This is a genomic window from Breznakiella homolactica, assembly GCF_016616095.2.
GTDB classification, from domain to species: Bacteria; Spirochaetota; Spirochaetia; order Treponematales; family Breznakiellaceae; genus Breznakiella; species Breznakiella homolactica.
In genome coordinates this window covers 468,027-494,489 of record NZ_CP067089.2, presented here as the reverse complement: position 1 = coordinate 494,489, position 26,463 = coordinate 468,027, and the positions used below count along the sequence as shown (strand labels likewise).

Here is a 26,463-nt window from a genome sequence, read left to right as displayed (position 1 = left end):
CGGGGCCGGAAAAAGGACGGAGATATTGTTATGAATAGCCGTAATGACTTAAGCGCTTTATACAGCTATGCGGCAGCATATCAATTTGCTGAATTCAGCCGTGTATGCACAAAGCTCATCTCCAGCCTGCCGGACAATGAGCTCCTGGACGCCTATTTAATGCGGGCGCAAATCAAGCTTTTTGCCTCGGATGAGACCTTCAAGGAGGACCTGGAAAAAGCCGCCGCGATTCAGGCGGAGCCCCGGTTTCCCTGCCTCAGCCGGCAATGGCTGTCCGACAGCCCCAACCGCTTTATTGTTTTTAATAATGAACCAGGGGAGGTACAAAAATTCCTGCAGATGCTTCCGGATGCCGAAAAAAAACTGGGCAATTGGTTCGGCACGGCAGGAGTCTGCATGGTCCGCCAGATATTGAGCGGAATATTATATTTCAGCGGCCAATTCAGCGAGGCAATCCGGGCGGCCCGGGAACAGCAGGATATGGATCCAGAGAACCATACCAACCGGATTTTATCCCAGGGGATATTGTTCCGCAGCTATTTAGCAGCCGGGATTCCGGAAAAAGCGGAAGAAGCTATGCTGGAGATGGTCCGTTTATCCAACGAATATCCCGAATGTGTTAAGCCCTACCAGGCTATCCGTACCTGGGCGAACATGACCACCGGCTGGAGCGGAGACGCCCCGCGGTTCTTTAATAATTTTCAGGGAAAAACAATGCCGGTTCTGGATGACCGCCAGGCTGGTATTCAAAAAGGGTTTGGCCGGGCGAGCACCCTGGAAACCCCATTTGTGGAATATGCCAAGGCCAGCTATACGCAATTTTATACAATACGGCAGTACTATGTGGATATTTTTCATGTGCTGTACTGGTTTCATACGGGGAACCTGTATCAGACATCGTCTCATTTGCTGAATGTCAGCCATACGGCATTGGCCAGCGGGCTGATAATGCCCTTCGTGGAATGCGGCGGCCACATCATGCCGGTGCTGCAGCACCTCAGGGATCATGGGAGCTGTTCCCCTGAATTGCTTGCCAGGGTTGTATCCCTGACTGAAGAATTTGAGGAAAGCATCAATACCTACCGGGCGTAAAGACTGCATACGGAAAAGATGACCAGCACCCGTACGGTGAGGTTCCCCGCGGAATTAAACACCCGCAGGCGTGAACCCGGAATACTAGGGCTCCGGGCTGTCTTCATCGCCCCTGGTCAGCGCCCCGGAAATCCTCGCGGAAAGCTGTTTCAGGTCCAGAAGGGTGTTTTCAAAAATCCCCGATTTGACGATGCTGATGATGAGCATCAGCACAATGGGACCTATTATCGCGCCCCAGATTCCCGATAGCTGCAGTCCCACGTACATGCTCATCAGGGCCGCCAAAGGATGCAGCCCGGTCTGGCTGCCGACAATTTTCGGTTCGATCACCTTACGGATCAGGAAGAACGCCACCCCGATAACAATCAGGAAGACACCCTTGCCGAAATTCCCCAGGATCAGTTCGATAATGCCCCAGGGCACAAGCACGGCGATGGTACCCACGATGGGCAGGAAGTCGATAACTCCCAGCCCCAGGGCGATGAGCAGCGCGTAAGGCTGGCCGTAAATGGCCAGGGCGGCGAACATAAACAGAAAAGCAGACAGCGCCAGAAGGAGCTGGGATTTGAGATACCGGCCCAGGGCGTTTACCACGGCGGCTTTCAGTATGGAAACATAGCGGCCTGCCCGCTCGCCGATATGTTTTTTCACCATTTCCGCTATACGGTTATAATCCGCTATGGTGAAGTACGCCGCCAATATGGCAATGATAAAGACCGTCAGGATGCTCCCGGTTTTTGTTGTCAGGGCCGCCGCCGCCGGCACCACGGAGCTTAAAAGCCTTTTGCTTATATTTTGGATAAAAACCGCAACGCTTTCTTCAATCCCCTCGAGGAATTCCACCGCCTGCGGGGGCAGGATATTGTGCAGCCAGTCAAAGCTGTCTCCCAGCTTGCCGAGCATAGCGGTGATGTCTTTCCAGTTCATCTGTATATTGGTGGCCAGGGATATGGCTTCGTTTATCACCGTGTATACCAGCAGGCTGATCAGAGACGCTATGACGAGGAAAACGAGAAGGTCAAAAACCAGCGCGGTGATCCGCCGGGAGATCTTCAGTTTGCGGTTGATGAAATTCACCAGGGGATTGAGAATGGCGGCTACGATAAGGGCGATAATAAACGGCAGAAAAAGGTTAATGATTTCCGGCAGGATAAAAATACAGAATAAGACCCCGGCAGCCGCCAGGACGCAGCGTATGATCAGGCGTTTGTATAGTCCGTTATCCCGGTTCTGCACCGCGGCCTCCTTGCCGGGACCCCGGTGAGGCCCTATAACCGGCCGCACGATTAAACCATCGGTCCCTGGAATTAACTATATAGGCCTTGGTCCGGCTTAACAAGAGCGGCAGGAAACTTCTCCCTAAAGACACATTTTTCATATTACCGTACCATTTTTCAAACAAATCGGACATAACGGCGTCCTATCTTTCCTCAATAAACAATATTAGAGGTTGTAAATACGAATAAGGAAAATCAAGTATGAACGAAAACGCAAACAGCACTGCCGGCTTTTCCTTGTGCAGCAGGTACACTGGACACAGAAGAAAGACGCTGTACATCAGGCCGTAAAACGTACTGAAAGCGGCGTAGCAGAAAGCCGCGGCGGGGTAATCACCAGACCCGTTGCCAAAGGGACCAGTATAGGGCAGAATCGAGAAAAATCATGGCCACTCCTTTTTTGCCAAAAAGCTTTTGCGCGGTATGTATTTTATCCACTAACAGACTATACGGAGTAACTGTCATAAAATGGTATAAAATGCAAAACAACATTTATTTACAACACTAAAACAGTGATCAATTATTTTTTCAACTTTTTTGATATTCTCGAGAATTTTACCCAAACCGTGGTACACTTTATTTAGCTGATCAAAAATATGCTGCATCATCCAATTATTAACTAACTAAACGGAAGGTCCCATGAAAAAAGAATTACTTATTCTATTGATATGCTTAATAAGTCTGGGTCTCGCTTTTACCGGCTGTCCCAATCCTTCGGGGAGCGGAACAACAAACCCGGGAGGGAATACAGATCCTGGTGAAAATGAGATCATCTATGCGGAACCCTTAACAGACGTCTTTTACGTGCGGCCATCAACACAAGGTACCGGAGATGGCTCCTCCTGGACAAACGCTTTCGGAGATCTCCAGGACGCCATAGAAGAGGCCTACGCGGCGGCGTCTTCCGGGAACCAAAAGTATGTCTTTATACTTGAAGGGACATACACCCCTTCCGGGTATCCTAACCTGACCGGTGAGCAAACTGATACCAGATTAAAACACTTTTCCCTGCGAAACAATGTGACAGTTATCGGCGGGTTTAAGGGCGACGAGAAGAACATGATACCCGTGGGCAATGTAACAATCCTCTCCGGTGATATAGGAGTAAGGGATGATGAAACAGACAACACCTACCATGTGTTCTACCATCCCAACGGAACAGGCCTTACTGGTGACACCAAGCTGGAAAATGTAACCATAACTGGAGGAAACGCAAATGGAAGTTCTCCTCATATTTACGGCGGCGGGATTTATAATTACGACAGCAGCCCCACTATCACAGACTGTACTATTTCCGGTAGTACCGCAACTACAGGCGGCGGCGGGATTTTTAATAATAACAACAGCAACCCCGCTATCACAAACTGCACCATCTCCAATAATAATTCATCTGTCGGCGGCGGGATTTTTAATAACAACGGCAGCAGCCCCACTATCATAAACTGTACCATCTCTAATAATAATGCATCTTCCTACGGCGGCGGGATTTATAATTACGACAACAGCCCCGTTATCACAAACTGTACCATTTCCGGTAATACCGCGACCGATCAAGGCGGCGGTGGAATTTATAACTACAACAGCCGCAGCAGCCCTACTATCACAAACTGTACTATTACCGGTAACACCGCGACCGCTCAAGGCGGTGGGATTTTTAACAACTACAGCAACCCCGTTATCACAAACTGTACCATTTCTGGTAACACCGCGACCGCTCAAGGCGGCGGGATTTATAACGACAACAGCAGCCATATTCTGTTCGGTAGCATCCTCGCGGGGAATATCGCACCAAACGATCCTGAATTTTATGGAGGTTTTAACAACAAAATCGAGGATAGTCTCATCAAAGGCGACGGTTCCAATGGCACCACGGTTATTACCAATCTCAACCTGCTGTTTGCTGACATTGATAACGAAGGAAAGGCGGTATTAAAAAACTACGGCGGCCCCACCTTAACGTTGAAGATCAAGCAGAACAGCTATACGGAAATAGACCTCACCGGCGTAAGCGGCTGGACCGTTCCCGGCGCCGACCAGAGGGGTTTTACCCGGTCCACCGCGGACGATAAGGCCTACAAGGGCTCAGTTGATCCCCGGGTAAAAGGGCCGTGATAATTATGGTGCTTTATATAAGCCTTTGGGTATCCTGATCTCCCCGGCGGAACCGGGCAGCTCGTTTGGGGTTTCCAGGTAAAAAGGAAGCTCCCGGAGCGCCTGGTGATTGATGATATACCCAAAGGCTTCAAGGCCAAGCGTTCCCTGACCGATTTTTTCGTGCCGGTCATTATGGCTCGTGAAAGGATTTTTGCTGTTGTTTAAGCGGATCGCCTTTAACCGGTAATGGCCGATGATCCCATCAAATTCGGATAGCACCCCGTTAAGGTTTTGCATAATATCGTAATCCGCGTCAAAAACGTGGCAGGTATCAAGACAGACCTTCACAAATATTTCTGCTGCTGTTTTTCCCAAAATAACCGGCTTGGAATCGTCTTTACTTATGAGGAATCAACTTAATGTCCCGGTCCAGGATATTCTTGTTTTTAGTTTCCTGAATAGCCCTCATAAAATTCCAGCCGGCGGCGACCATATTTTTGACAATTCCACTATTATTTTTTGCGGTTGCGATAATTAATGGCGTCGCGCCTGCCAGTTTGCTGGTATACCAAGGCAGATTCTAACTTGCATCTAATGGGCTGTTTATACCGGCAATCTTTATTGCCTATATTACCAAACAGCCTAAAATAAATTCCCGGCTGTGGCACGATCGATACTTCAGGTTATCAATATAAAAGCAGCGCCGTTTGGGTAAAACCTCCCGCCGGCGGCTGGACGAGCTCCGGCGGGGGGCAAATCGGCGCTGTGTTAGAAAATAAACGTCCTAATACATCACCCCATAGGTTTTCCCGTTGAAGGTAACCTGTTCAGCTTTGAAATACTGGCCGGTAGAAACACCGGAATCCATTATCACCGAGGAATAGCCCTGGAGGGTAACGTTTACGCCCACCACCAGGCCCGGTACGGTGTTCATAAGCCGGTTAAGGCCTTTGACATAGTAGGTGGCGCCGCCGCTCTGAATGGCCAGATTGCCGTTGACACTGGCGAGGGTTCCCGTGATAGTTACGGACACCAGGTCGCTGCCGTTCTGCCCCGCCTCGGGCATCCCAAACGACGAGGGACCTCTGCCCGGGCCGCCCCAGCCGGCGAACGCCGATGCCGTCATGGTGAGGGCAATTATACCGATGGTAATCAACTTCTTCATACTATATTCCTTTGCGGTCTTTCCCGCCGCCTTATGTTCCCCGCCATACGGCGGGCTGCTTGGCAGCCGTGCAGTTATGTAAGGATACAGAATGAAGACTCCGAAAACGGGGGGCCGGACAAAAAAAATCGCAGCCCGAAGGCTGCGAAACAGAACTTTTACTGCATTTCCGGCGGCGGATTATTTTTGCTCCCCGGTTTTATCCTGCCAGGTATTCATCAGCTCCTGGCGCTTTTCCTGCCCCCGCTGCCAGTCGTAACCAGTCTCTGTCTGGGTTTCCGTGCCGCGGGACACGGTCATAACACCTATGGCAATGCCCGCCGACAGCAGCAACGCGGCGGCAACGGCAATCAGCAGTATTTTCAATCTGTTATTGGGCTTTACGGTAACCACCATACCCACACGGCCGCCCTCGGGAGTCGGGATGGCGCCGATTTTTCCGTTGTTAAAAAGGACAATACTTTTCGGTTCTCCCACCTGGACAATTACGCCTTCCATTAATCCACCTCCTCGAATGACTGGGGCACAAAAGAATACACATAGGGGTACTCTCCCCGGCTTATGATAATCAGAGCCAGGATGTACTGGCGGTATTTTTCCAGAACTTTCCGGGAAAACCGCCCTTCTTCGGAAAGCCGTTTGATGGGCAGCTGGCGGGTCCGCAGGATTTCCGCGCACAGCGGCTGGTCGTCCAGAATACGGCCCGCGATACGCTGACAGGTCCCCCGGGACCGGGCCTGTTTGGGGCAGTTTTTCAGCAGCGACGCCCAGGTAAATCCCCATTCCCCGAATTCAGCGCTGATGGTCTCTATCTCAAGCCGGAGATTCCGTTCCTCCGCGGCCCGGTCGTAGATCTGCCGGGATACATCAGCCTCCCAGGTTAGTTCTTTTTCATCATCGCGGACTGAAAGGGAAAACTGTTTTTTCTGCAGAGAATTTTCCTTCAAAGCCCGGTTGAGCAAACGGTTCCGGATAACCACACCGGCGTAGGGAATAAAGGCGCCGTTTTCGGGGTTATAGGTTTCCACACTCTTGCAGAACGCCAGCATAGCTTCGGTGAGATTATCCTGCCTGTCCTGACTTTTAAAAAAAACACCGGATACGCTCTTTTTTATAAAGGGCATGTAGCTGCGGATAAGTGCGTTGAGCGCCCCCTTATCGGTCCGGGCAAGCTGAACCTGGGCGGTTAATTCTGTATTCATTCGGATACTGTCTCCACCCAATAGTAATACAAAATTCCTGCGCGGAAAACAGGGGGTACACCGGAATATTTATATGAAAAAAACATCTCTGATGGTTTTGGTTACCGGTTCACAATATTTTCTAACGCAGGTAGTCATCCAGGACGCGGAAAAAGCTGTCAATCTCCAGGGGCTTGGCCAGATGGCCGTTCATGCCGGCGTCGAAACAACGCTGCTCATCCTCTTTAAAAGCGTTGGCGGTCATGGCCACGATGGGCACGGTTCTGGCCTCCGGAGTTTCCAGGGCGCGTATTTTTTCCGCCGCGCAGATACCGTCCATGACGGGCATCTGCATATCCATGAGAATAAGATCGAACCGGCCGGGGTCTTCCCGGAAAAGGTTCAGGGCGATCTCGCCGTTGTCCGCACAGATAACCGAGGCGCCGGTCCCCTCCAGGAGGGAAATAACAATTTCCTGGTTGATTTCAATGTCCTCGGCCAGGAGAATGGTTCTGCCATGCCAGTCAGGAATCCCCGCGGTCCGGTTTTCGGTTTGAATAAGGGTGTCGTCGGTGAGCTCCACAATGGTATTGTACAAGGTGCTGGGAAGAATAGGCTTGGGCAGGAAGTGGGTAATACCGTAGCCTTTGGCACTTTGTTCGATGTCGGTCCAGTCGGAAACGGAGATCATCACCACCAGGAGATCGTCCCCCAGGAGATGCCGCAGTTCCTGAGCCGTATCCCCGCCGTTCATGCCGGGCATGTTCCAGTCTATAAATACCATGCTGTAGGGCTTTTTTTCCCGGAGGCTTTTGCGGACCAGCGAAAGGGCCTCTTCACCGGAGGCGGCGGTATCGCAGGAGAGGGAGAAGGTGTCCAGAATGTTCTTAAAATACATCCGCACGTCTTCGGCGTCGTCCACCACCAGGATCCTGGATGTGGGCGCGGCCTTTCTGAGGATGGTGGCCGCGGGAATGGGTTCTCCCCAGGCGATGGGAAACTCGAAGATAAACCGGGAGCCCTTCCCTTCTTCACTTTCCACCCAGATGTCCCCGCCCATGAGGTTGATGATCTTTTTGCAGATTGCCAGCCCCAGGCCCGTGCCGCCGTAGCGCCGGGTAATGCTGCCGTCTGCCTGCTCAAAGGATTGGAAAAGCCGTTCCTGCTGTTCCCGGGAGATGCCAATACCGGTATCGATAACCTCCACATGGAGCCGGCTTCCGGCGGGCACACCGGGTTGTCCGTGATCCGGATCTTCCCGGACCACCAGGGTAATGTCTCCCCGCTCCGGCGTGAATTTAACGGCGTTGTTCAGCAAATTGATCAGCACCTGGGAGAGCCGCAGCTCATCGCTGATGATCTTATTCTTGAACACCCTGGTAAAATCGTAATGCAGGGTCTGTTTTTTTTCTTCCAGCTTTACCTGGATCATATTAAAAACATTCTGCATCATCTGCTCGAAATCAAAGGGATGGAGGGTTATCTCGAATTTGCCGGAATCTATTTTTGACATGTCCAGCACGTCGTTGATAATGCCAAGCAGCTGCCGGGACGAGGCGTCCACCTTTTCCAGGCAATACTTGATTTTTTCGGGATCCGTGGTTTTCCGGGCAATGGCCGCCATGCCGATGATAGCGTTCATGGGGGTACGGATTTCGTGGCTCATCCGGGAAAGGAACTCGCCCTTGGCCTTGGTGCTGGCCATGGCCGCCTCCCGGGCCTCATTGAGTTTTGAAAAGGTCTCGTTCCGGGTCAGGGAGGAAGCCACCACCATGGCCCCGGCCCGCATGATATCCGCCTCGTCTTCGGTGAACTCCCTGCCGGTCACCGTATCGTCAAACCCGATGAAGCCCCAGAATTCCCCCTGCAGAAAAAGGGGGATCAGCATGATGGACTTGACATCCTCCGTGTGGGGCAGGTTTACGAGTTCCAAATCGGGGTTCTCCATGGAGAGCCGGACATTGGCGTATTTATTGGTAATTTCTTTCCATTTGGGGAGAAAGTCATCGTACAGCATGGCCTGGTCCGGGCCCTGTCCCCGTCCCGACGGATGGTCCAGATACCACTCGGTCCGGGGATAGCAGTACAGCCGGCCCTCCAGGGTGATATTCCGGAAAATATAGGCCCGCTGGGCCTGGATGCTTTCGGCGAGGATCTGCAGGGACTGGCGGACCACGGTTTCGTAATCCTGGTGAAACCCTCCGATGATCATGGCAGAGGCGGCGTTGGCAGCCCGGAGCATCCGGTTCTGTTCCGCCAGATCGGCGTCGCCGGCCGCGGCCGAGAGACGTTTGACTTCCAGCTCCATGTCCCGGGCTTTTTCTTCCGCCCATTTCAGCCGGGTAAGTTCCGTGGACAGAGCGGCCAGCCGGACGGGTTTTCCGCTTTTGTCCCGTTCATAAACCAGACCGGTTTCGGATATCCATACGAGACTTCCGTCCGCCCGGCGCATCCGGTATTCAATTTGATAGCGGTCCTTCTCGCCGGAGAGCACCGCGCTGATGTTTTCCGCCACCATGGCCCGGTCGGACTCGTAGGTTAGCATTTCCCGGGTGTTGCCCGTGTGGGGCAGGTCCCCCGGTTCGTAGCCCGCGAGCAGGGTGATATTCCGGTTGAGGCTGATTTTTCCCGAGGGGATATGCCAGTTAAGCAGACCAATGCCGGCGAAATCGGCCAGGGTTTCCATGGCCTCCGCGGACAATCCGGGACTGGCTGCAAAGTAATCGTCCAGGGCAAATTTACTCATGGTTAGGCAAGTCTCTCTTTTCTGTCTGTACTATACCGTTTTGGAGGTAACAAAGTAAGCCCCAACCAGAAAAAAGCGAAAGGTATACCCGCCGGGAATCAGAAGCTGATTGTTTCGTTTCTTCCCGCAAAGGAAAGAATTTTTGCCGTGGCTTTGTCCAGGTAGAAAACTTCCATGATACCGTCATCAGCGGAATACATCTGCGACAGGGAGGGATTGGCTTCGAGCATCGCCGTAAGGGTTTCCCTGCGGGAATCCTGAACCGCCTCTCCGGTGATCCGGATCCACTCTCCCCCGGCGGAGGCGCTTATTTCAAATTTAGGATTAGCCGTAAGCTGCTGAAACACGGGTTTTTGATTGCTGGTCATGATATACAATCTTCCGTCATAGTCACAGACCGCGCCGAAGGGGCGCACCCGGGGCTGATCGCCGTCCGCTGTGGCAAGAAAAAAAGTCCGGCAGTCTTTGAGAAATTGAAGAACGGTATTCACGGCGGTTACTCCTTTATTGTTTTATAACATCAAAATAATATCTAAACTTAAAAACGGCAAACATAAAGCAGGCGGCCGGCGGATCCGCAACGGCCTTCCTGAACAGTACCGCCCGGCGGTATCACCCCATTCCGTAATACCGGACACCGGAACCGCTCTGGGTTGGTTCGGGCACGTACCCGCCGAACCCGCCCGCCGCGTTCCGGGTTAGTCCCAGCGTAACCTTAAAGCGGTACATCAGGCTTTTGAATTCCGATGGTTTCGATACTGTTACGGGTCTGATTTTTTTTGAATCCCCGCAAAGGTAAATGCCGATCCCCTGCTCCTGGTACCGGCATAAGATATGGGAGAGATCGCTGGCTACTGCGCCGGCGCGGACAATGATCCGTTTGATGCCCCGCTGTACCAGAAACGCCGCCGAAGGCATATCCTGGGGAAAAACACACCACCGGTTGTCGTACCGCCCCATGGGTTTGCTGTACCCGTCCATTCTGCTGGAATCCAGCATAAAGGCCGGGGGCGCGTCACCGGGTATACGAAGGTCCTGCAAATTCACCGCTCCCTGATACAGGGCCTTGGCAATACCGCTGACATCAACCGCCATGGCATATCCCGAAGGGCCGAACACCCCATTATACAGCGGAACGGGCCGGTATCCCAGCCCGGCTAAAGCCAGGGCCTCTTCAACCCCCCTTTTTTCCGGAAGGTCGAGAATAACCATGGTGTTTTTCTCCGCCGATTGTATCCAGCCTATTTTCGGAATAACCAGCTTTACCGGAACCCCAACCGGTATCGTCGCGAACAGCACCGGTTTTGCCCAGGCGGTCCATACAGCATTGTCAGGGGCCCACAGTTTATAGGTTTTTATCTGATTGAACATGGTTATTCTCCTTGGGCAACCAAAATAGGAATATCCCGGGCTTTGTCGTCTATCCGGGGGTATGGGCTTATTCTTCCATAGAAACCGGCGCTCTTTCCGTTTACCGTAAAGAGGCCGACACAAAGATGAAAGGACCCGCCGCCCCCGCCGGGGAGCGCTTGACTTCTGAACCGTTCCTGGGCAACCCAGTTTCGGGGTTCCCGCCGGGCGGCTTTTGCTATCTGCCGCAGTTCCTTCTCTCCCACCGCTTCCGGTATGGAAATTCCTTCACCCACCCGTCCCAGGGCGGGCTTAAGAATCCAGCCGGCATCCTGTTCACGCAGAAAACGGGGATCTTTAGTAGGCGGAAGCAGTTCTTTCCAGGCGGCGTTATCCGTACCCAGGGAATCCCATACCAACGGCAGCCGCTTTGACTGGGCGAAGACGGCAATGGGGTGGTTGCACGAAGGGGTTTCACAGTCATAGTAACCCTTCCAGTCCGAGTTTTTCGGAAGGTTGGGCAGCCATTCCAGGGGAAAGAACCGAACGAGACCATCAACCGGTCCATCCTGCCCTTCAGCGATACTCAGGGCCTTCCGCTCTTTCCACCGGATATGATCCGGCGCGGCGAAAAGGGTTTCCATTCCGCGGGAGGCGAAGTAGTCACCGATAAACTGCATTACCTGGCGGTCATCGGAATAGGAAGTGGCATGCACAAATGCCACCCGGCCGCCCGGTTTTATCCGGGAACGGTAGGCTTCAAACAGGCTTTGGGCAATATTCCTATGAGGGCCGTAGCCGTCAAAATACCTCCCGGCGATTTCGGGAAGAACCGAAGCTTCCGCGAATCCCCCGGGTACATCGCTGTTCACCTCGGAGATTGCCCAGCCGGTTTCGGTGGGATGGAAATCGAACCGCATCAGGCGGACGTGCTCTTCCCGTTTGTATCCGGTTAATCTGGGCAGAGCCCGGATTATTTGTTTGGGAAGCCCAAGTTCCTTTGCCGGGGAAAAATCTTTGAGAAAAGCTTCTTCCATGAGCATGGTTTCTTCGGAGAGTTTTTCCGCCCACTGTTCCAGCTGGTGAGCAGTTTCACGGTTCATGAGAATGACGTATCGGGATACCGTATTGTGATCCTCCACCTGGGGGTCCCATTTGTAGGCTTTGAAAATTGTTTCGTACCGGTATTCCGAATACGTTTCGTCGGGAATTACCGCCAGCTTAATACCGTGATGCAACAGACAGCTCCTTTACCACCGGATGGATCCATAGGAGGGATTTTCCCGCAGCGGCGGCAGGAACAGCACACTGGCTGCGGCAAAAATTATGAAGATAGCTGCCCACAGGACCGACCCCAGGAGAGGCGTTTTATCTCCGGCATGCCGGGACTGAGGGTGCTTCCGGTACAGCAGCTCAACGAGAATGGAGAGCATACTCAGAAGAAGAACCGGCCATCCGTCAAGGAATTCCACCACGGTCATCCCAAAAGAGGTCCAGTCACCGGCGGACGCCCTGCCGAGAATAAGCCCGGACGCCAGGAGATACGAACCGAAGCGGATGCCGCTTCCGGTATCCCGCTCAACGGTAATCCGCTCAAAAACACCGGTGCACAGGTTAATCAGCAGACTTAAACCAATCCAGGCGGACAACCCCAGCAATCCGGCAAAGATAACACACCACCAGCCGGGGCCGTCACCGATATTGGCTCCGGAATAGATGACGGTTACGGCGAGAAAACCTCCGGTGACAGCGGATAACGCGGCTTTGTTGTCCATAACCAGAGCATCATCCAGCCAGGAAATATCAAACAAACAGAACATCAGCAGGGTACCCATGTACTGCCAGGCGAATCCAAGGGCTATGTAAAAAAGTATATAAAATAAATCATTGACCACGTCAAAAGACGCAAGGACCCGCAGTACAAAGATAATAACGACCAGCGAAACCACCGGTAGTAACCCCAAAAGCCACCGGCCTGCCTTCCGCTGATCCCTGGGCCAGGCGGCCGCAATGGGGTGGTACCAGCCGACCAGTAATTTATATGAAAAGAAGCAGGATATAAGAAGAACCATTATTTCCAGCATATACATACAGCGAACCTCTATTTTCCGGTACTTCCGTTTCTTTGCCCCAGTATACAACAAGTTCACGTCCGAACAAAGTGTTTTCTGCAGGCTACCGGTGCCGCGGCCGGTCCTGCGAAAGACGGAACAGGGGAGCCTGAAAGTTCCGGCGGACACCCTGTCCGTCATCTCCGTCATCGTAATCTGTGGATAGGCTTTAAATTCCAAAATCTCCACAATACCCCGGTCACAATAGTACAGAGAATAAAAAAATTGTTTTATTTTCCGGAAAACTTTCCGCGGTGAGAAAATATTATTTGCAACCCCCGGAGTACCGGGGTATAATAAAGTTGCTTAAAATACTAAGGTTTTCCCGGCCCCTTGGTGTCCGGGAAAACAACCGCTGGATACCGCATGTTTCGCAGCTTTTCGGCGGAAACGGCCACGCGGGGACAGTCCTATGGAGGAAGGGGAAAACCGCTTGGATAAACTGCTTTTTATTAATGTAACCTCCCTAATCAGCGCCCTGTTCTGGGGCAACCTCATTTCCGCGGTTTTTCTTTTTCTTTATTTCCGCAGAAGCCGCCATACAAAGGAACGGCAGTTAACTTTTTACCTGCTGCTGGCAAAGCTGTTCCATACCCTGGCGTACTTCTGTTTTTTCGGGCGGGGTTTTCTTCCGGTATTGTTTTCTGTAAACGTCGGCAATACGGTTTTCTTCGCGGGATTTTATTTTGAAGCCCGGGCTATTTTCAGAATTATCAAGGAAGAATCGGAACGGCGTATCTTCCTCATGCGGGTGCTCCTGGTAATTTCGGTGGTTCTCTTTAACCTCATGGAAGCCTTCTACCCCCAAAGCGGTATCCGGGTCACCGTCGCGTCCCTCTGCGTAATCATTATCATGCTGATTCCCAGTGTGCGCATGCTCATCTCCCGGGATTCCAGCCGGTTCGCCAAATCAACCGCCATTCTGTACTGTCTTTTCCTGCTGCTGCTGCTGCCCAGGGCCTGGCACAGCCTGATGTACCGGGATGTGGGAATTCTCACCACCAACACGGTCCAGTCGCTTACCTTTCTGTCGCTCCTGCTCCAGCTCGTCTTCAGCATGCCCGCCTATATCCTGATTATCAAGGAATACGCCGACGATGCCCTGCTGCTTATGGCCACCACGGACCGTCTCACCGGGGCAACCAACCGCCACGCGTTCCTTGATGCCGCCGCGGCGGTCCATGAAAACAGCCGGCGGTTCCGGCTTTCTTTGGCGCTGCTCTTTATCGACGTGGACCATTTTAAGAATGTCAACGACCAGTACGGCCACGGATTCGGCGACACCGTGCTTACCCGCCTCACCGGCGGAATCGACAAGTGCCTTCGGGGCAGCGATCTGAGCTGCCGGTACGGCGGGGAGGAATTCGTGGCCCTGCTTCCCCGGACGGACGGTGACGCCGCGGAAATTGTAGCCGGCCGCATTATGCAGGAGGTCAGGAATGCCCGGTTCGAAGAGCATCCGGATTTTCATTTTACCGTGAGCATCGGGATCGCCTGCGGTGTCCCGGATCACCGCGGCAGTCTGGAGAAAATGATAGACTCCGCCGACAGCGCCATGTACGAGGCGAAAAAAGCCGGACGGGACCGGGTGGCTCTGCATACAATGAACGCACCGGATAATTCCCGGTCCTGATCACAGGTATATCAGCGTTAGCGAAACCGCTATAAATCAAAGGCCAGCTGCCCGTCGCCGGGCTCCTCAGGCCAGAGGTGTTTTTTTATATCAATGGCGCCGTCCGGCAGAAAGCCCACTCCCTCGGTTTCCAGCAATGCCCGCTGGGCTTCCTGTCCTCCGAAGGCGTAGTCCGGCGCGAGGGTTCCCTTCTTGTTCACCACCCGGTGGCAGGGCAGCCCGCTCCCCTCCTTTACCCGGCTCATGGCGGAACCGACCTCCCGGGATGCTCCGGGATAACCCGCCAGCTCGGCGATTTTTCCGTAGGTACATACCTTGCCTGACGGAATCCCCGCAACCTGGTCATAGACCCGGAGAAGAAATGTTTCATCCATTTCCATCAAACCCGAATTGCTTCTGTCCTCTACCATAGTATGGTTCTCCTTTCTGGATGGGCTCCGCCGCGGTTCATCCTATCGCCAAGGCTGGTATCATAGCCTGTGAGTGAAAAAAATATCACCCCCGGAAAAACCATATCACCGCCGCGGGTTCCGTTTTTTTTATCCGCACGTTGTTTTTCTAAACATGATTGAAGTGAATGGAAACCCCGCGGGTTGGCGGTTATCCATTGGCCAGTATTTCCCGTCCCGTAAGAACCGGCGAAGATTTGAGATGATCCAGTTCCCGCATCATCAGCGCAAAGGCGATCAGAAAAGCCAGGACATCCGACAGCGGCCCGGCCCACAGGACTCCCTCAACGCCGATAATACGGCAGCAAATAATCGAGGCGGGGACAATAAACAGAACCTGCCGGGCCAAAGAATTAACCGTGGCGTACAGGGGTTTACCGATGGACTGGAAAAAAATCCCGGTGCAGATATGGAAGCCGTTAAGGACCGACGCCATAAGAAAGATCCTGAAACTCTTAGCCGCGAAGGTATTGTATAGTTCGGATTCCGATCCGAAGATTCGGACGATGGCCATGGGCCGCAGCTGGTAGACCATGGTTGCCGCGGCCATGATAAGAACCGAACCGGCAATACACCGGAGGATAGTCTTCCGTACCCGGTCGTACTGTCCGGCGCCGTAGTTAAACCCCATGATAGGCTGACAGCCCGAAGCCAGTCCCAGACAGATACTCATTACGATCTGATTCACCTTCATGGTTATACCGTGGGCAGCCAGGGGAATCTCCGCTCCGTATGCAGAAGCCAATCCGTACCGGGTAAGCAGGTTGTTCTGCAGGGTAATGATGACAACAATAGCCGCCTGGGTGATAAAGCTGGAAATTCCCAGGCCCGCCACACCCCGGATCATTCCGCCTTTCGGGACCAGATAAGCCCGAGTAATTTTTATGTTCCTGGTTTTCCGCAGACAGACAAAGGTTATGGCGGCTGAGAGGAATTGTCCGATAATTGTCGCCCAGGCGGCCCCGGCCATTCCCCAATCAAAACCAAAGATAAAAATAGGATCAAGAATGATATTCGTAAGCGCTCCGGCGATCATGGACAGCATGGAAAGCCGGGGCCGGCCATCGGAACGGATGAGCGCGTTTCCGCATCCGGCGAACATTGAAAACGGCAGCCCCAAAGCGATAATCCGGCCGTATTCCACCGCGTAAGGCATGACCGGTTCCGTCGCGCCTAAAAAACGGCAGACAGGTTCCAGGAACAGGCTGATAACGATACATAAAAATATTCCCATCAGCCCCGACATGGTGACAGCCGTACCGGCTCCCTTTGAAGCTTCTGTCTTATCCCCGCGTCCCAGACGGAGGCTTACAAAAGCGGCACCGCCGTCGCCGAACATTATAGACAGGGCAATGCCCAGGACTGTCAGAGGGAAAATAACATTGGTCGCGGCGTTTCCCAGATAGCCGATTTTCTGTCCCACGAATATCTGGTCAACGATATTGTAGATTGAATTAAATACCAGCGAGATGATACTGGGTACCGCGAATTTAATGATCAGTTTTCCGATCCGTTCCGATCCCAGGGGATTTGTACTTGTGTACGTGTTAGTCATTGGCTGAAAAACTCCTTGATTTTTTTGCTAGAATTCTAACATTTATATTTAAAAAAACGCGAGGTCCGCCTTCAGGAAAGGTTATCCCCTATCCTAGTCAGCAGTCTGTCGAGGGAAATAATATCCTCTTTGCTGATACCGTTAAGCATGGTACTGTCGATTTTACTGATCAGGCTGGCAACCTGTTTTGACATTTTCCGGGCCTTGTCGGTGAGCACCAGTTTTTTCAGGCGTCCGTCAGCCGCCACATTTTCCCGCCGGATAAAACCCCGTTCTTCCAGGCCGTCCAGGACACTGGTAACCGAAGAGCGGCGGATATAAAATTCCGCTTCTATATCCCGCGGGAAAACATCCCGTTTTTTTCCTTCCATGTTTATAAAATGCAGAATGGACGCCTGGGTCCCGGTAATCCCTCTGCCGGCGAACATGGCGTCAAAGCGGTGCCTGATTTTGTTGCTTATCCCCGATACCTGCCTGCCGATATCAATTTCTTTACCCACGGATTATCCGCTCCGTATTTGTTAGATTTCTAATTAATAATGTAACAGCGCTTTTTTGCATTGTCAAGGGCTGGCGATGTTTTTTCAGCATTAATGTATTTTCATTTCAGTTTCCGTCCGGCAGGGCCTCCCTCAGCCGGTCCAGGAACACCGCCGGCGCCCTGGAAAAAACCTGGTACTTTTTCCACACGATGTACAGACCCGCCTTGAGCGCTGGCTTCAGGGGTTTGAAGCATAGAGGGCTTTTCCCGGTGGTATTGATGAGTTTGTCCAGGCCAAGAGCATAACCCATGCCTTCCTCCACCATGAGTGACGCGTTGAATATGAGGTTGTAGGTGGCCACGATGCTGAGTTTTGTTATGTCCTTCCGGAACCAGCCGGTGATTTCATTGTTGGTAAACGCCTGGCGGGAGGTAATGAGGGGTACTTTCCATAAATCCTTGGGGGTGATGGCGCTGCGGCACGCCAGGGGGCTATCCTTCCGCATCAGCACTCCCCAGGTATCCTGTGATGGAAGCCGCAGGGACTCATACTTTATCCGGTCCGCTGCGCCGATGAGGATGCCGAAATCCAGCAGACCCTTGTCCAGGCGTTCGGTCACATCCTCAGCGTTGCCGCTAAATACATGGAAGCGTACCTCCGGGTAGTCCCGCTGGAGTTCCATCATTATATCCGCCACAAAACGCATGCCATCGGTTTCCCCGCAGCCGATGTAAATATCCCCGCCGATGATTTCATCCGCTGCCTGGAACTGGGCTTCGGTTTTTTCTACCAGTTCGATGATTTCATCGGCCCGTTTACGCAGGAGCATGCCCTCGTCGGTGAGGGACAGCTTCCGGTTTCCCCGGATAAAGAGCTTTGCGCCCAATTCATTTTCTAGTTCTATGAGCTGACGGGAAAGGGTTGGCTGGGTAACATGCAATGCCTCAGCGGCCCGGGAAATATTCTCATCCCTGGCAACCGCCAGGAAGTATTTCAGCACCCTCAGTTCCATGATGTATCTCCTCCATGCCTTTTGGGCATAACAATGTATAATAACAAAGTATTTTACATAGTAACCCCGGAGCGTTATTATTTCAAGCAAGAGGTACCGATATGGCGGATACGGAAACCCGCATGGCCGCTCTTATTCAGAATTTAAGGGACGCGGAATGCGGCGATGAAGCAATCAGCCGTTTCCTGGAACTGGGAAAAAAGAACCGGATTGGGGAACAGCTTACATTGCTGGCGGCCCATCGGGCGGCCCTGCTGGGGAATGTGCGCCGGGCACAGAAGTCCCTGGACTGTATGGATTACCTCATCTTTAATCTGAAAAAAGAAAACCCCGGGCAACTTTAAGGGAGGACCAATGATACGGAAAATACTTTTTACCCTGACCGCGGCGCTGCTTGTTTCCTGCAGCACCGGAGCCCAGGAAACCGGGGAGGGAGTATTGATGGGTGTACAGCTCAGGATGGTTTTTGACAATGAGGCGCTTATCATCGATTTGTACGACAACCCAACGGCCAGGGACTTCCTGACCCTGCTGCCCCTGACGGTGACCATGGAGGATTACGCGGCCGCTGAAAAAATAACCTACCTTTCCCGGCGGCTGGACACCGGCCGGGGCGGACCGGGAAACACTCCGTCCTCGGGGAATTTTACCTACTACGCGCCCTGGGGAAACCTGGCGGTATTTTACCGGGGACAGGGCAGCGCCGGGGGACTGGTTATCCTGGGGACCATCAGGTCCGGCGCGGAACGGCTTGGCCGTATGCGGAATAATTTTACCGCCGCCATAGAAGTGGTGGAATAACCCGGCTTTTTCAGAATGCCGGATTTTAAAAAAGCAATATTATTGTATAGGAGAATATACATGAGTTTTCAGATGTACGTGCCCACCAGGATACTGTTCGGACCGGGACAGCTTGACCAATTGGGCAAGCTGAAGCTGCCGGGGAAAAAGGCGCTGATAGTAATTTCCAACGGAAAGTCAACCAGGGCTAACGGGTCTCTGGACAGGACCGAAAGGCTGCTCCGGGAAGCCGGGGCGGAAACCGCGGTGTTTGACCGGATAGAGGCAAACCCCTTACGGACCACGGTCATGGAAGGCAGTGCCTTTGCCAGGGAGCAAAACTGTGATTTCATTGTGGCCCTGGGGGGCGGCAGCGTTATGGACGCATCTAAGGCTATCGCCGCCATGGCAACCAATGAAGGGGATGTGTGGGATTATATCAGCGGCGGCACCGGGGGAGGAAAGCCCATCGGGAACGATCCCCTGCCGCTTATCGCCATTACCACCACCGCGGGCACCGGCTCGGAGGTGGACCAGTGGGGGGTGGTTTCCAATAACGAAACCCATGAGAAGATAGGCTTCGGCGGGGACGACCGGCTTTTCCCGGCGGCGGCCATCGTGGACCCGGAACTGATGAAAACCGTTCCCCCGGAGTTTACCGCATACCAGGGATTCGACGCCCTGCTCCAGGCGGTGGAATGCTACGTCTCATCCTACGCAAGTTTGATGAGCGACATGTACGCCATCACCGCCATTGAAAACATCGGCGCCTACCTTGCCAAGGCGGTGAGGAACGGCAGCGATCTGGAAGCCCGGGAACATGTGGCCTTTGCCAACACCCTTTCCGGGGTGGTGATGACCGTTAGCGCGACAACCAGTGAACATTCCCTGGAACACGCCATGAGCGCCTTCCACCAGAATCTGCCCCACGGGGCGGGGCTCATCATGCTCTGTGTTTCCTACTTCACCCACTTCATCGAAAAGCACGCCAGCGACGGCAGGTACGTGCGTATGGCCCAGGCCCTGGGTATGAAAGACGCCACGGACCCGAAGGACTTTATTTTCATGCTGGAAAAACTGAAGATGGACTGCGGGGTGGCGGACCTGAAGATGTCGGATTACGGCATCACCAAGGAAGAGCTTCCGGCAATCGCCAAAAAAGCCCGGGAGACCATGGGAGGGCTTTTCACCAGCGACCTCATTCCCGTAACCGATGAGGACAGCACCGCCATTCTGGCCAGGGCCTACCGCTGAGGAAGGAGGAAGAGTATGGGAAAACTGCCCACCCGCATACTGGCGGCAGTACTTTTTGCCCTGTGTTTTACCGTGTGCAGTCTTGCCGCGGGCGCCGGGGAAACCGGAGCGAACGCAGACGGAGAGTTTATGGCAGACATTACCATCACCATCGGGGGCGAAACCTTTGCCGCCGGACTGTACGACAATGTGACTGCCCGGACTCTTTTGGCGATGCTACCCCTGACCATGGCTATGTCGGATTTAAACGGAAACGAAAAGTTTTTCCGGCTCGGAGAATCCCTGCCCGCCTCCTCCACGGAACACCCGGCGGTAATCCGGGCCGGGGAAATTATGCTCTGGTCCGGGAACACCCTGGTACTTTTCTATGAGACCTTTTCCAATTCCTACGGAGGTTACGTCCGGCTGGGAATGGCGGAGGATACTTCCCGGCTCAGGGCGGCCCTGGGCAGGGGAAACGTCACTGTGACTATCACGGCGGCAAACTAAAATTGGAGTATGCAAAATGGACTTACAGGAATTTCTTATCCATGTGAACAATGGAAAGCCCCTGGAGGGCGGGTCGGATATCCATACCTTTATGGTGGGTATCACCCAGGAATCCATGAAGATTACCGCGGAGCTTAACGGCTCCTACCATACCCCGGAGGAAGTGGCGGAGCTGTTTTTCAGGCTCATCGGAAAACCTCTGGACCGGAGCTTCCGGATGTTCCCACCCTTTTACACCGACTTCGGGAAAAATACCGCCGTGGGAAAGAACGTGTTCATCAACAAGGGATGCAGCTTCCAGGACCAGGGGGGCATTACCATCGGGGATGGTTCCCAGATAGGCCACAATGTTGTGCTGGCCACCCTGAACCACGGTATAACACCGGAGACCCGGCATATCACCTATCCCGCGCCCATCCGCATCGGCAGGAATGTGTGGATTGGGGCCAACGCGGTAATAACCTCCGGGGTCACTATTGGAGAGAATGCCGTCATTGCCGCGGGGGCGGTGGTTACCAAAGACGTACCGGCCAACGTGATTGTGGGGGGTGTACCCGCCAGAATTATCAAGACCATTGAAACCGGCAAAGCGGTTTTGGTGTGAGGCGCGCTGTTCCGGCTCGGCCGCCGGCATGCGCGGACCTGCTGTCATCCTGCGGAACCGGGGCTGTGGAGGTCCAGACCTACCAGCTGCTGTTTCCCGTTCACGAACTTTACGGACAAATGGAATAAATGATGAACCAAACTATATGGTGTACACTGTCCCGCCGCGGGAGATCCTGCGGAATGGGTATCCTTACGCTGACGCTGTTCCTGATGGTTCAGTACCTCCCGGCCCAGATCTCCGCGGCGGCGGAACCCCCGGAACTGGCAATATTCCGCAAGGCCTATCCGGATGTAATCTTTGAATCGGCCTGGAACGACGGCATTGGGGACTGGCGTATCCGGATTACTGTACCCGGCCAGCCAGCCCGGACTACCGAACTCTGCTGGGCCGGGGGCCGGTTCCTGCCCGCCGCGCAGCTGGCAAACAGGGATTCATATTGGGGGCTTCTCTATCCCTACGCGGAAAAACTTCCGGACCCAGCGGACTTTACTCCCGAAGAAATTGCCCGTATCCGCGGGTTCAGCTCCGACGAAAACCGGCGGACCGGCGCGGGATCTCCGCCATTCTTTTTTGACGCCCTCTACGACAGCGCCAGCCAGGATTCCCTGGAAAAGCATATCATCACCGTAACCTTCCTGGGCAAACGGGTCCGGGTTCACCAGCGGCTTGAGGCACCCCTGAAACGGGCGGATGAACGGATTACCGCCCTGGCCCGGACCGACAGCGGGGTGCAGACTTTCATCAATGAGCTTACCCAGATAGACGGATATTTCTGGCGGGAGATCAGGGACACCTCCCGGCGGTCCTTCCACAGTTTGGGGCTTGCCATCGATATCCTGCCCGCGGGGTATGGGAACAAAATCATCTACTGGAGCTGGCAGAAAGACCGGGACCCGGAAAACTGGATGCTCACTCCCCTTTCCCAGCGCTGGATGCCGCCGGATCCGGTAATTGCCATTTTTGAAGATGAAGGCTTTATCTGGGGAGGCAAGTGGAGCATCTGGGACAATATGCACTTTGAATACCACCCGGAACTGATCATATACCGTGACTATAACAAGGAGTAAATCGTGAAAAAAATAATCCCGTTAATGCTCGCCCTGGGCATATTATCCGTCCTGCCCGCCGCTGCCCAGACAAACAGCAGGGAAAAGATTCTGGTGGTCTATTTCACCCGCACGGGAAATACCCGGTATGTGGCGGAACATATCCAAAGCCTCCTGGGAGGGGACATGGCGGAAATCACCGCGGTCACCGCCTATCCGGAGATCTACAGCGCTGCCCTGGACCGGGCCCGGCAGGAACGGGACGGAAATGTCCGGCCCGCCATCCGGGTACTGGTGCCGGATATCAATGACTACGAGTACATTCTTCTGGGATATCCCATCTGGCTGGGGGGTATTCCCATGCCGGTGGCAGCCTTCCTGGAAACCTTTGATTTCTCCGGAAAAACAATCATGCCTTTCTGTAGCAGCGGGAGCACCGGCATCGGCCAGAGTATAGAGGAGATTAAAAAGCTGGTCCCCGGCGCGCAGGTTACCGGCGGCTTCCGGGTTTCCACCAGCGGCGCCCGGAATTCCCGGAACGACGCGGCGGCCTGGCTCCGGAGCATAGGCATCCTGAAATGAGGGGGCGTATATGAATAAATATATTACCGCGGTATTCGCGGCGGCTCTGAGCCTTCCGGCCAGCGTACTTATGGCCCAGTCTGCGGGCGGCTCTGATAATGGATTCATCCGCATCGCCGGGGGCACCTTTACCATGGGAAGCCCCGCAGCAGAGGCGGGCCGGCAGGATGACGAGGCACAGCATTCCGTCACGGTGGATGGCTTTTACCTGGCTGAACATCAGGTGACCCAGGAGGACTATGAGGCCCTCATGGGGAACAACCCCAGCTGGATTAAGGGACAGGGTCTTCCGGTGGAACAGGTTACCTGGCTTGAGGCAGTGCAATACTGCAATGCCCTCAGCGTGCAGGAAGGACTGGTCCCCGCGTATACGGTTAACGGCAGTTCGATAACGTGGAACCGGGAGGCTAATGGCTACCGGCTGCCCACGGAGGCCGAATGGGAGTACGCCTGCCGGGCAGGCACGGTATCGGCCTACAGCACCGGAAGCAGTATTACCAAAACCCAGGCTAATTACGAAGGACGGACCACCACCCCGCCGGGCAGTTTTGCCCCCAATCCCTGGGGACTTTACGACATGCACGGCAATGTCTGGGAATGGGTCTGGGACTGGTACGGTCCCTATACACCAGGCAGCCGGACCAATCCCGGAGGATCGGATTCCGGCACCGACCGGGTGATGCGTGGCGGAAGCTGGGCCTACAAAATTGAGGACACCCGGTCCGCCCGGCGGGGACACCGGACTCCCAATACCCGGATATGCATCGGGTTCCGGCTGGCACGGAATGCGCCGTAAGTAAAGAACGGAGTGTATATGATAAAGAAATGTGAAATAACTATGTTGGTTTTACTGATACTGCCCCTGTCCTTCGCCGCCTGCGGCGGAAGGACCGAATCCCCGGAACCCGCCGGAGCGGAGAACCCGCCGGCTGGAGCAAATGTCTCTCCCGTGACTCCTTCTTACCAGGCCGGGATACCGGAACGTTTTATCCTGATTCCCGGAGGGACCTTCGCCATGGGAAGTCCTTCGGCGGAATTCCTCCGGGAATCCGACGAAACCCGGCGGCAGGTGGCGGTGGCATCTTTTTACATGGACCGGTATGAAGTGACCCAGGGGGATTACCAGCGGCTCACGGGTAATAACCCCAGCCACTTCCGGGACGCGGGCCTGCCGGTGGAGAACGTCACCTGGTTCGAAGCGGTCCGGTACTGCAACGCCCTGAGCGAGGCGGAGGGGCTTGCCCCGGCGTATACCGTCACCGGTACAGGGGACAATATGCTGGTATCCTGGAACCGCGAAGCCGGCGGCTACCGGCTTCCCACGGAAGCCGAATGGGAATACGCCTGCCGGGCAGGCACCGGTACGCCCTTCAGCACCGGAACCGCAATTTCCACGGACCAGGGGAACTACTACGGTACCTATCCTTATACCATCGAAGAGCATTACTTCTCCCAGAACCAAATGGAAGTCCGGGCAGGCCGGTACCGTGACCGGACTCTGGCGCTGGGAAGCCTGCCCGCCAATCCCTGGGGGCTATATGAAATGCACGGCAATGTCTGGGAATGGTGCTGGGACTGGTACGGCCCTTACGATGCCGCGGACCGGGATAACCCCGCGGGGCCCGCATCGGGAAATTATAAGGTCAACCGCGGCGGGGGCTGGAACGACTTTGCCCGGCATCTGCGGTCCGCCTACCGGGCTGCGTTTCCTCCGGGAAACCGGACCTTCAACATCGGATTCCGTCTCGTGAGGAATGGCTAAGGAGAATTTGGCATGAAGATAAAAATGATACTGTGTATTTTGCTGACGGCCCTGACAGGACTTTCGAGCCTCTCCGCCCAGAACAGTGACACAAAAATCCTGGTAGCTTACTTTTCCTGGTCCGGCAACAGCCGGCAGATTGCGGCGGAGATTCACCGCAGGGTCGGGGGCGATCTGGTGGAAATAGAAATGGAGTCTCCCTACTCCCGGACCTACAACACCTGCCTGGATCAGAGCCTCCAGCACCTCCGGGAGGGCACCCACCCGGCTTTGAAAACCCGGATTCCCGGTATGGCCCAATATGATGTAATCTTCCTGGGATATCCCACGTGGTGGGCCACCATTCCCATGCCCGTGGCAACCTTCCTGGAAAGCTATGATTTTTCGGGCAAGACCATCGCGCCCTTCAACAGCCACGGAGGCGGCCGCCTGGGCCAGACTGTTTCGGCCATTGCCAAGCTCTGTCCAAATGTAAGGATTACCCAGGCTCTGTCCATCCACTACGGCGGAGGCAGAACCCTGGGGAATGATATTGACACCTGGCTGACGGACATCGGCATAGCCCGGTAAACCGCTCAGCGTATCCGTGTACATTAAATTATGGAGGTTAGTAATGTCTATTTTAATTGCGTATTATTCCTGGTCCGGAAATATCCGGAAGGCTGCGGAGGCTATACAGAAAAAAACCGGCGGGATTCTTTTCGAAATCATTCCGGAACCGCCCTATACCAGCAGCTACAACGCCGTGGTGAATCAGGCGAAGGAGGAAATCAGGAAAGGATTCAAACCGGCGCTGGTTTCCCTGCCCAGGGATATGGTGAACTATGACACCATTTTCATCGGTTCACCCAACTGGTGGAGCACCCTGGCGCCGCCGGTATCCGCGTTCCTCGGGGCTTTTGATTTTTCCGGAAAAACAGTCATCCCCTTTATCAGCCACGGCGGCGGCGGTTTGGCAAACTGCGCCAGTGATATGGCTGTCCAGTGTCCGGGTTCAAAAACGGCAAAACCCTTTGCCTTCTACGGCGAAGCCAATGAAGCTGAACTCGATTCCTGGCTGGCGGAGACCGGAGCGGCCCGGTGAACAAAAGGCGCCTGATAAAGGGGCTTATCGACGCGGCTATGGCGGTATGCCTGTTCCTGCTCATGGCCTACAAGATGGCTCCCAACGGGCTCCATGAATTTGCGGGCATCGTTTTTTTTATTCTGGCCATTCTTCACTGTGTGCTCAACCGCTTCTGGTTCACGGCTCTGTTCAAAGGGAAGTATACCGTCAGGCGGATACTGGGAACGGCAGCAAATGTACTGCTCCTGACCGCCCTGGCCGTGCAGATAATCACCGCCCTGCCTATTTCGGAAACAGTATTCGCCTTTCTCGGACTGGCGAAGGACCGTACATCGGTAGTGATCCATGGGGTGGCCGGTACATGGATGTTTGTCATGGGTTTCCTGCACCTGGGGTTCCATTGGGACGCTGTCGTCCGGGCCTTCCGGCGGCGGCTGGGTTCCGCGGCGGACCATCCGGTCGCGGTGTGGCTCTTCCGGGCCGCTGCAGCTGCCCTTATGGCCTGGGGCGTTAAGGCTTCCTTTGACCGGGCCATGGGTTCCCGGCTGATTTTTAACGCAGGTCTCCACGCCATGTACAGCGACCCCTCGGTGTTCCGGTTTATCCGGGATTATCTGGCCATCGGCGCGCTGTACACCGGAGCCGTCTATTTCGGACTTAAGTTATTGCAAAAAAACTGAAGGTTCTGCGTTTTGAAAATGACACCGGTTGACCAGTCATTTCCCGGAGA

29 protein-coding genes are annotated in these 26,463 nt (G+C 54.1%); 15 read left to right on the top strand and 14 right to left on the bottom strand.

All coding sequences use genetic code 11. The features are described 5' to 3' along the window. Positions 1-30: 30 nt before the first annotated feature. Positions 31-1,092 (top strand): tetratricopeptide repeat protein, encoded by a 1,062-nt coding sequence (locus JFL75_RS02500; protein ID WP_215625120.1) that lies wholly within the window; start codon positions 31-33, stop codon positions 1,090-1,092. Between the two features lie 84 nt (positions 1,093-1,176). On the opposite strand, the gene ytvI is transcribed toward JFL75_RS02500, so the two are convergent. Continuing rightward, a complete protein-coding gene (ytvI, locus tag JFL75_RS02495; RefSeq protein ID WP_215625119.1) occupies positions 1,177-2,328 on the bottom strand; it encodes a sporulation integral membrane protein YtvI in 1,152 nt (383 codons plus the stop codon). Between the two features lie 680 nt (positions 2,329-3,008). Between ytvI and JFL75_RS02490 the strand changes: the two genes are divergently transcribed. Then, the gene (locus JFL75_RS02490) at positions 3,009-4,481 is read left to right on the top strand and encodes a right-handed parallel beta-helix repeat-containing protein (RefSeq protein ID WP_215625118.1); all 1,473 of its coding nucleotides are present in this window, start codon (positions 3,009-3,011) and stop codon (positions 4,479-4,481) included. A 3-nt stretch (positions 4,482-4,484) separates the two neighbouring features. On the opposite strand, the gene JFL75_RS02485 is transcribed toward JFL75_RS02490, so the two are convergent. From JFL75_RS02485 to JFL75_RS02445, 9 genes are all read right to left on the bottom strand, one after another. After that, complete coding sequence (locus tag JFL75_RS02485; protein ID WP_215625117.1) at positions 4,485-4,811, bottom strand: TIM barrel protein; 327 nt, start codon at positions 4,809-4,811, stop codon at positions 4,485-4,487. A 436-nt stretch (positions 4,812-5,247) separates the two neighbouring features. After that, the gene (locus JFL75_RS02480; protein ID WP_215625116.1) at positions 5,248-5,628 is read right to left on the bottom strand and encodes a hypothetical protein; all 381 of its coding nucleotides are present in this window, start codon (positions 5,626-5,628) and stop codon (positions 5,248-5,250) included. A 180-nt stretch (positions 5,629-5,808) separates the two neighbouring features. Beyond that, complete coding sequence (locus JFL75_RS02475) at positions 5,809-6,126, bottom strand: hypothetical protein (protein ID WP_215625115.1); 318 nt, start codon at positions 6,124-6,126, stop codon at positions 5,809-5,811. Then, positions 6,126-6,830 (bottom strand): sigma factor, encoded by a 705-nt coding sequence (locus tag JFL75_RS02470; RefSeq protein ID WP_215625114.1) that lies wholly within the window; start codon positions 6,828-6,830, stop codon positions 6,126-6,128. Before JFL75_RS02470 ends, JFL75_RS02475 begins: the two co-directional genes overlap by 1 nt. A gap of 121 nt (positions 6,831-6,951) precedes the next feature. Further along, positions 6,952-9,555, bottom strand: a complete 2,604-nt coding sequence (locus JFL75_RS02465; RefSeq protein ID WP_215625113.1) for a response regulator — start codon at positions 9,553-9,555, stop codon at positions 6,952-6,954. 98 nt (positions 9,556-9,653) lie between these two features. Then, a complete protein-coding gene (locus JFL75_RS02460; protein WP_215625112.1) occupies positions 9,654-10,046 on the bottom strand; it encodes a pyridoxamine 5'-phosphate oxidase family protein in 393 nt (130 codons plus the stop codon). Between the two features lie 121 nt (positions 10,047-10,167). Beyond that, positions 10,168-10,926, bottom strand: a complete 759-nt coding sequence (locus JFL75_RS02455) for a hypothetical protein (protein WP_215625111.1) — start codon at positions 10,924-10,926, stop codon at positions 10,168-10,170. Positions 10,927-10,928: 2 nt separating this feature from the next. Next, entirely contained in the window at positions 10,929-12,143 is a 1,215-nt protein-coding gene (locus tag JFL75_RS02450; protein WP_215625110.1) for a glutathionylspermidine synthase family protein, read from the bottom strand. Between the two features lie 12 nt (positions 12,144-12,155). Next, on the bottom strand, positions 12,156-12,995 hold the full coding sequence (locus JFL75_RS02445; protein WP_215625109.1) for a hypothetical protein: 840 nt from the start codon (positions 12,993-12,995) through the stop codon (positions 12,156-12,158). A 454-nt stretch (positions 12,996-13,449) separates the two neighbouring features. Here JFL75_RS02445 and JFL75_RS02440 point away from each other — a divergent pair, with 454 nt between their 5' ends. Beyond that, entirely contained in the window at positions 13,450-14,649 is a 1,200-nt protein-coding gene (locus tag JFL75_RS02440) for a GGDEF domain-containing protein (RefSeq protein ID WP_215625108.1), read from the top strand. 29 nt (positions 14,650-14,678) lie between these two features. On the opposite strand, the gene JFL75_RS02435 is transcribed toward JFL75_RS02440, so the two are convergent. The 4 genes from JFL75_RS02435 to JFL75_RS02420 all read right to left on the bottom strand — a co-directional run bounded on the left by JFL75_RS02435 (position 14,679) and on the right by JFL75_RS02420 (position 18,147). After that, positions 14,679-15,059 (bottom strand): MGMT family protein, encoded by a 381-nt coding sequence (locus JFL75_RS02435; protein WP_215625107.1) that lies wholly within the window; start codon positions 15,057-15,059, stop codon positions 14,679-14,681. A 190-nt stretch (positions 15,060-15,249) separates the two neighbouring features. Then, positions 15,250-16,653 (bottom strand): MATE family efflux transporter, encoded by a 1,404-nt coding sequence (locus JFL75_RS02430; RefSeq protein ID WP_215625106.1) that lies wholly within the window; start codon positions 16,651-16,653, stop codon positions 15,250-15,252. A gap of 71 nt (positions 16,654-16,724) precedes the next feature. Further along, the gene (locus tag JFL75_RS02425) at positions 16,725-17,153 is read right to left on the bottom strand and encodes a MarR family winged helix-turn-helix transcriptional regulator (RefSeq protein ID WP_215625105.1); all 429 of its coding nucleotides are present in this window, start codon (positions 17,151-17,153) and stop codon (positions 16,725-16,727) included. A gap of 106 nt (positions 17,154-17,259) precedes the next feature. Continuing rightward, complete coding sequence (locus JFL75_RS02420; protein WP_215625104.1) at positions 17,260-18,147, bottom strand: LysR family transcriptional regulator; 888 nt, start codon at positions 18,145-18,147, stop codon at positions 17,260-17,262. Positions 18,148-18,248: 101 nt separating this feature from the next. Between JFL75_RS02420 and JFL75_RS02415 the strand changes: the two genes are divergently transcribed. The 12 genes from JFL75_RS02415 (at position 18,249) to JFL75_RS02355 (ending at position 26,413) form a co-directional block, all read left to right on the top strand. Next, entirely contained in the window at positions 18,249-18,491 is a 243-nt protein-coding gene (locus JFL75_RS02415) for a hypothetical protein (protein WP_215625103.1), read from the top strand. A gap of 10 nt (positions 18,492-18,501) precedes the next feature. Continuing rightward, the gene (locus JFL75_RS02410) at positions 18,502-18,948 is read left to right on the top strand and encodes a cyclophilin-like fold protein (protein WP_215625102.1); all 447 of its coding nucleotides are present in this window, start codon (positions 18,502-18,504) and stop codon (positions 18,946-18,948) included. Between the two features lie 60 nt (positions 18,949-19,008). Continuing rightward, complete coding sequence (locus JFL75_RS02405; protein WP_215625101.1) at positions 19,009-20,181, top strand: iron-containing alcohol dehydrogenase; 1,173 nt, start codon at positions 19,009-19,011, stop codon at positions 20,179-20,181. Positions 20,182-20,196: 15 nt separating this feature from the next. Further along, the gene (locus tag JFL75_RS02400) at positions 20,197-20,670 is read left to right on the top strand and encodes a cyclophilin-like fold protein (protein WP_215625100.1); all 474 of its coding nucleotides are present in this window, start codon (positions 20,197-20,199) and stop codon (positions 20,668-20,670) included. A gap of 16 nt (positions 20,671-20,686) precedes the next feature. After that, positions 20,687-21,274: a DapH/DapD/GlmU-related protein gene (locus tag JFL75_RS20805; protein ID WP_251106212.1), complete on the top strand. Its 588-nt coding sequence runs from the start codon at positions 20,687-20,689 to the stop codon at positions 21,272-21,274. 182 nt (positions 21,275-21,456) lie between these two features. After that, the gene (locus tag JFL75_RS02385) at positions 21,457-22,344 is read left to right on the top strand and encodes a M15 family metallopeptidase (protein ID WP_215625099.1); all 888 of its coding nucleotides are present in this window, start codon (positions 21,457-21,459) and stop codon (positions 22,342-22,344) included. A 3-nt stretch (positions 22,345-22,347) separates the two neighbouring features. After that, the gene (locus tag JFL75_RS02380; protein ID WP_215625098.1) at positions 22,348-22,905 is read left to right on the top strand and encodes a flavodoxin; all 558 of its coding nucleotides are present in this window, start codon (positions 22,348-22,350) and stop codon (positions 22,903-22,905) included. A gap of 10 nt (positions 22,906-22,915) precedes the next feature. Then, positions 22,916-23,701, top strand: coding sequence for a formylglycine-generating enzyme family protein (locus JFL75_RS02375; protein ID WP_215625097.1), 786 nt, complete (start codon positions 22,916-22,918; stop codon positions 23,699-23,701). Positions 23,702-23,719: 18 nt separating this feature from the next. Beyond that, positions 23,720-24,667: a formylglycine-generating enzyme family protein gene (locus JFL75_RS02370; protein ID WP_215625096.1), complete on the top strand. Its 948-nt coding sequence runs from the start codon at positions 23,720-23,722 to the stop codon at positions 24,665-24,667. Positions 24,668-24,679: 12 nt separating this feature from the next. Beyond that, positions 24,680-25,237: a flavodoxin gene (locus tag JFL75_RS02365; RefSeq protein WP_215625095.1), complete on the top strand. Its 558-nt coding sequence runs from the start codon at positions 24,680-24,682 to the stop codon at positions 25,235-25,237. A gap of 43 nt (positions 25,238-25,280) precedes the next feature. Then, positions 25,281-25,751, top strand: coding sequence for a flavodoxin (locus tag JFL75_RS02360; protein ID WP_215625094.1), 471 nt, complete (start codon positions 25,281-25,283; stop codon positions 25,749-25,751). Next, entirely contained in the window at positions 25,748-26,413 is a 666-nt protein-coding gene (locus JFL75_RS02355) for a DUF4405 domain-containing protein (protein WP_215625093.1), read from the top strand. Before JFL75_RS02360 ends, JFL75_RS02355 begins: the two co-directional genes overlap by 4 nt. Positions 26,414-26,463 lie beyond the last annotated feature (50 nt).

Coding starts and splice junctions, on each gene's coding strand:
- JFL75_RS02500 (WP_215625120.1), top strand. CDS start 31: ATGAATAGCCGTAATGACTTAAGCGCTTTATACAGCTATGCGGCAGCA.
- JFL75_RS02490 (WP_215625118.1), top strand. CDS start 3,009: ATGAAAAAAGAATTACTTATTCTATTGATATGCTTAATAAGTCTGGGT.
- JFL75_RS02480 (WP_215625116.1), bottom strand. CDS start 5,628: ATGAAGAAGTTGATTACCATCGGTATAATTGCCCTCACCATGACGGCA.
- JFL75_RS02475 (WP_215625115.1), bottom strand. CDS start 6,126: ATGGAAGGCGTAATTGTCCAGGTGGGAGAACCGAAAAGTATTGTCCTT.
- JFL75_RS02470 (WP_215625114.1), bottom strand. CDS start 6,830: ATGAATACAGAATTAACCGCCCAGGTTCAGCTTGCCCGGACCGATAAG.
- JFL75_RS02465 (WP_215625113.1), bottom strand. CDS start 9,555: ATGAGTAAATTTGCCCTGGACGATTACTTTGCAGCCAGTCCCGGATTG.
- JFL75_RS02455 (WP_215625111.1), bottom strand. CDS start 10,926: ATGTTCAATCAGATAAAAACCTATAAACTGTGGGCCCCTGACAATGCT.
- JFL75_RS02445 (WP_215625109.1), bottom strand. CDS start 12,995: ATGTATATGCTGGAAATAATGGTTCTTCTTATATCCTGCTTCTTTTCA.
- JFL75_RS02435 (WP_215625107.1), bottom strand. CDS start 15,059: ATGGTAGAGGACAGAAGCAATTCGGGTTTGATGGAAATGGATGAAACA.
- JFL75_RS02430 (WP_215625106.1), bottom strand. CDS start 16,653: ATGACTAACACGTACACAAGTACAAATCCCCTGGGATCGGAACGGATC.
- JFL75_RS02420 (WP_215625104.1), bottom strand. CDS start 18,147: ATGGAACTGAGGGTGCTGAAATACTTCCTGGCGGTTGCCAGGGATGAG.
- JFL75_RS02415 (WP_215625103.1), top strand. CDS start 18,249: ATGGCGGATACGGAAACCCGCATGGCCGCTCTTATTCAGAATTTAAGG.
- JFL75_RS02410 (WP_215625102.1), top strand. CDS start 18,502: ATGATACGGAAAATACTTTTTACCCTGACCGCGGCGCTGCTTGTTTCC.
- JFL75_RS02405 (WP_215625101.1), top strand. CDS start 19,009: ATGAGTTTTCAGATGTACGTGCCCACCAGGATACTGTTCGGACCGGGA.
- JFL75_RS02400 (WP_215625100.1), top strand. CDS start 20,197: ATGGGAAAACTGCCCACCCGCATACTGGCGGCAGTACTTTTTGCCCTG.
- JFL75_RS20805 (WP_251106212.1), top strand. CDS start 20,687: ATGGACTTACAGGAATTTCTTATCCATGTGAACAATGGAAAGCCCCTG.
- JFL75_RS02385 (WP_215625099.1), top strand. CDS start 21,457: ATGGGTATCCTTACGCTGACGCTGTTCCTGATGGTTCAGTACCTCCCG.
- JFL75_RS02375 (WP_215625097.1), top strand. CDS start 22,916: ATGAATAAATATATTACCGCGGTATTCGCGGCGGCTCTGAGCCTTCCG.
- JFL75_RS02370 (WP_215625096.1), top strand. CDS start 23,720: ATGATAAAGAAATGTGAAATAACTATGTTGGTTTTACTGATACTGCCC.
- JFL75_RS02365 (WP_215625095.1), top strand. CDS start 24,680: ATGAAGATAAAAATGATACTGTGTATTTTGCTGACGGCCCTGACAGGA.
- JFL75_RS02360 (WP_215625094.1), top strand. CDS start 25,281: ATGTCTATTTTAATTGCGTATTATTCCTGGTCCGGAAATATCCGGAAG.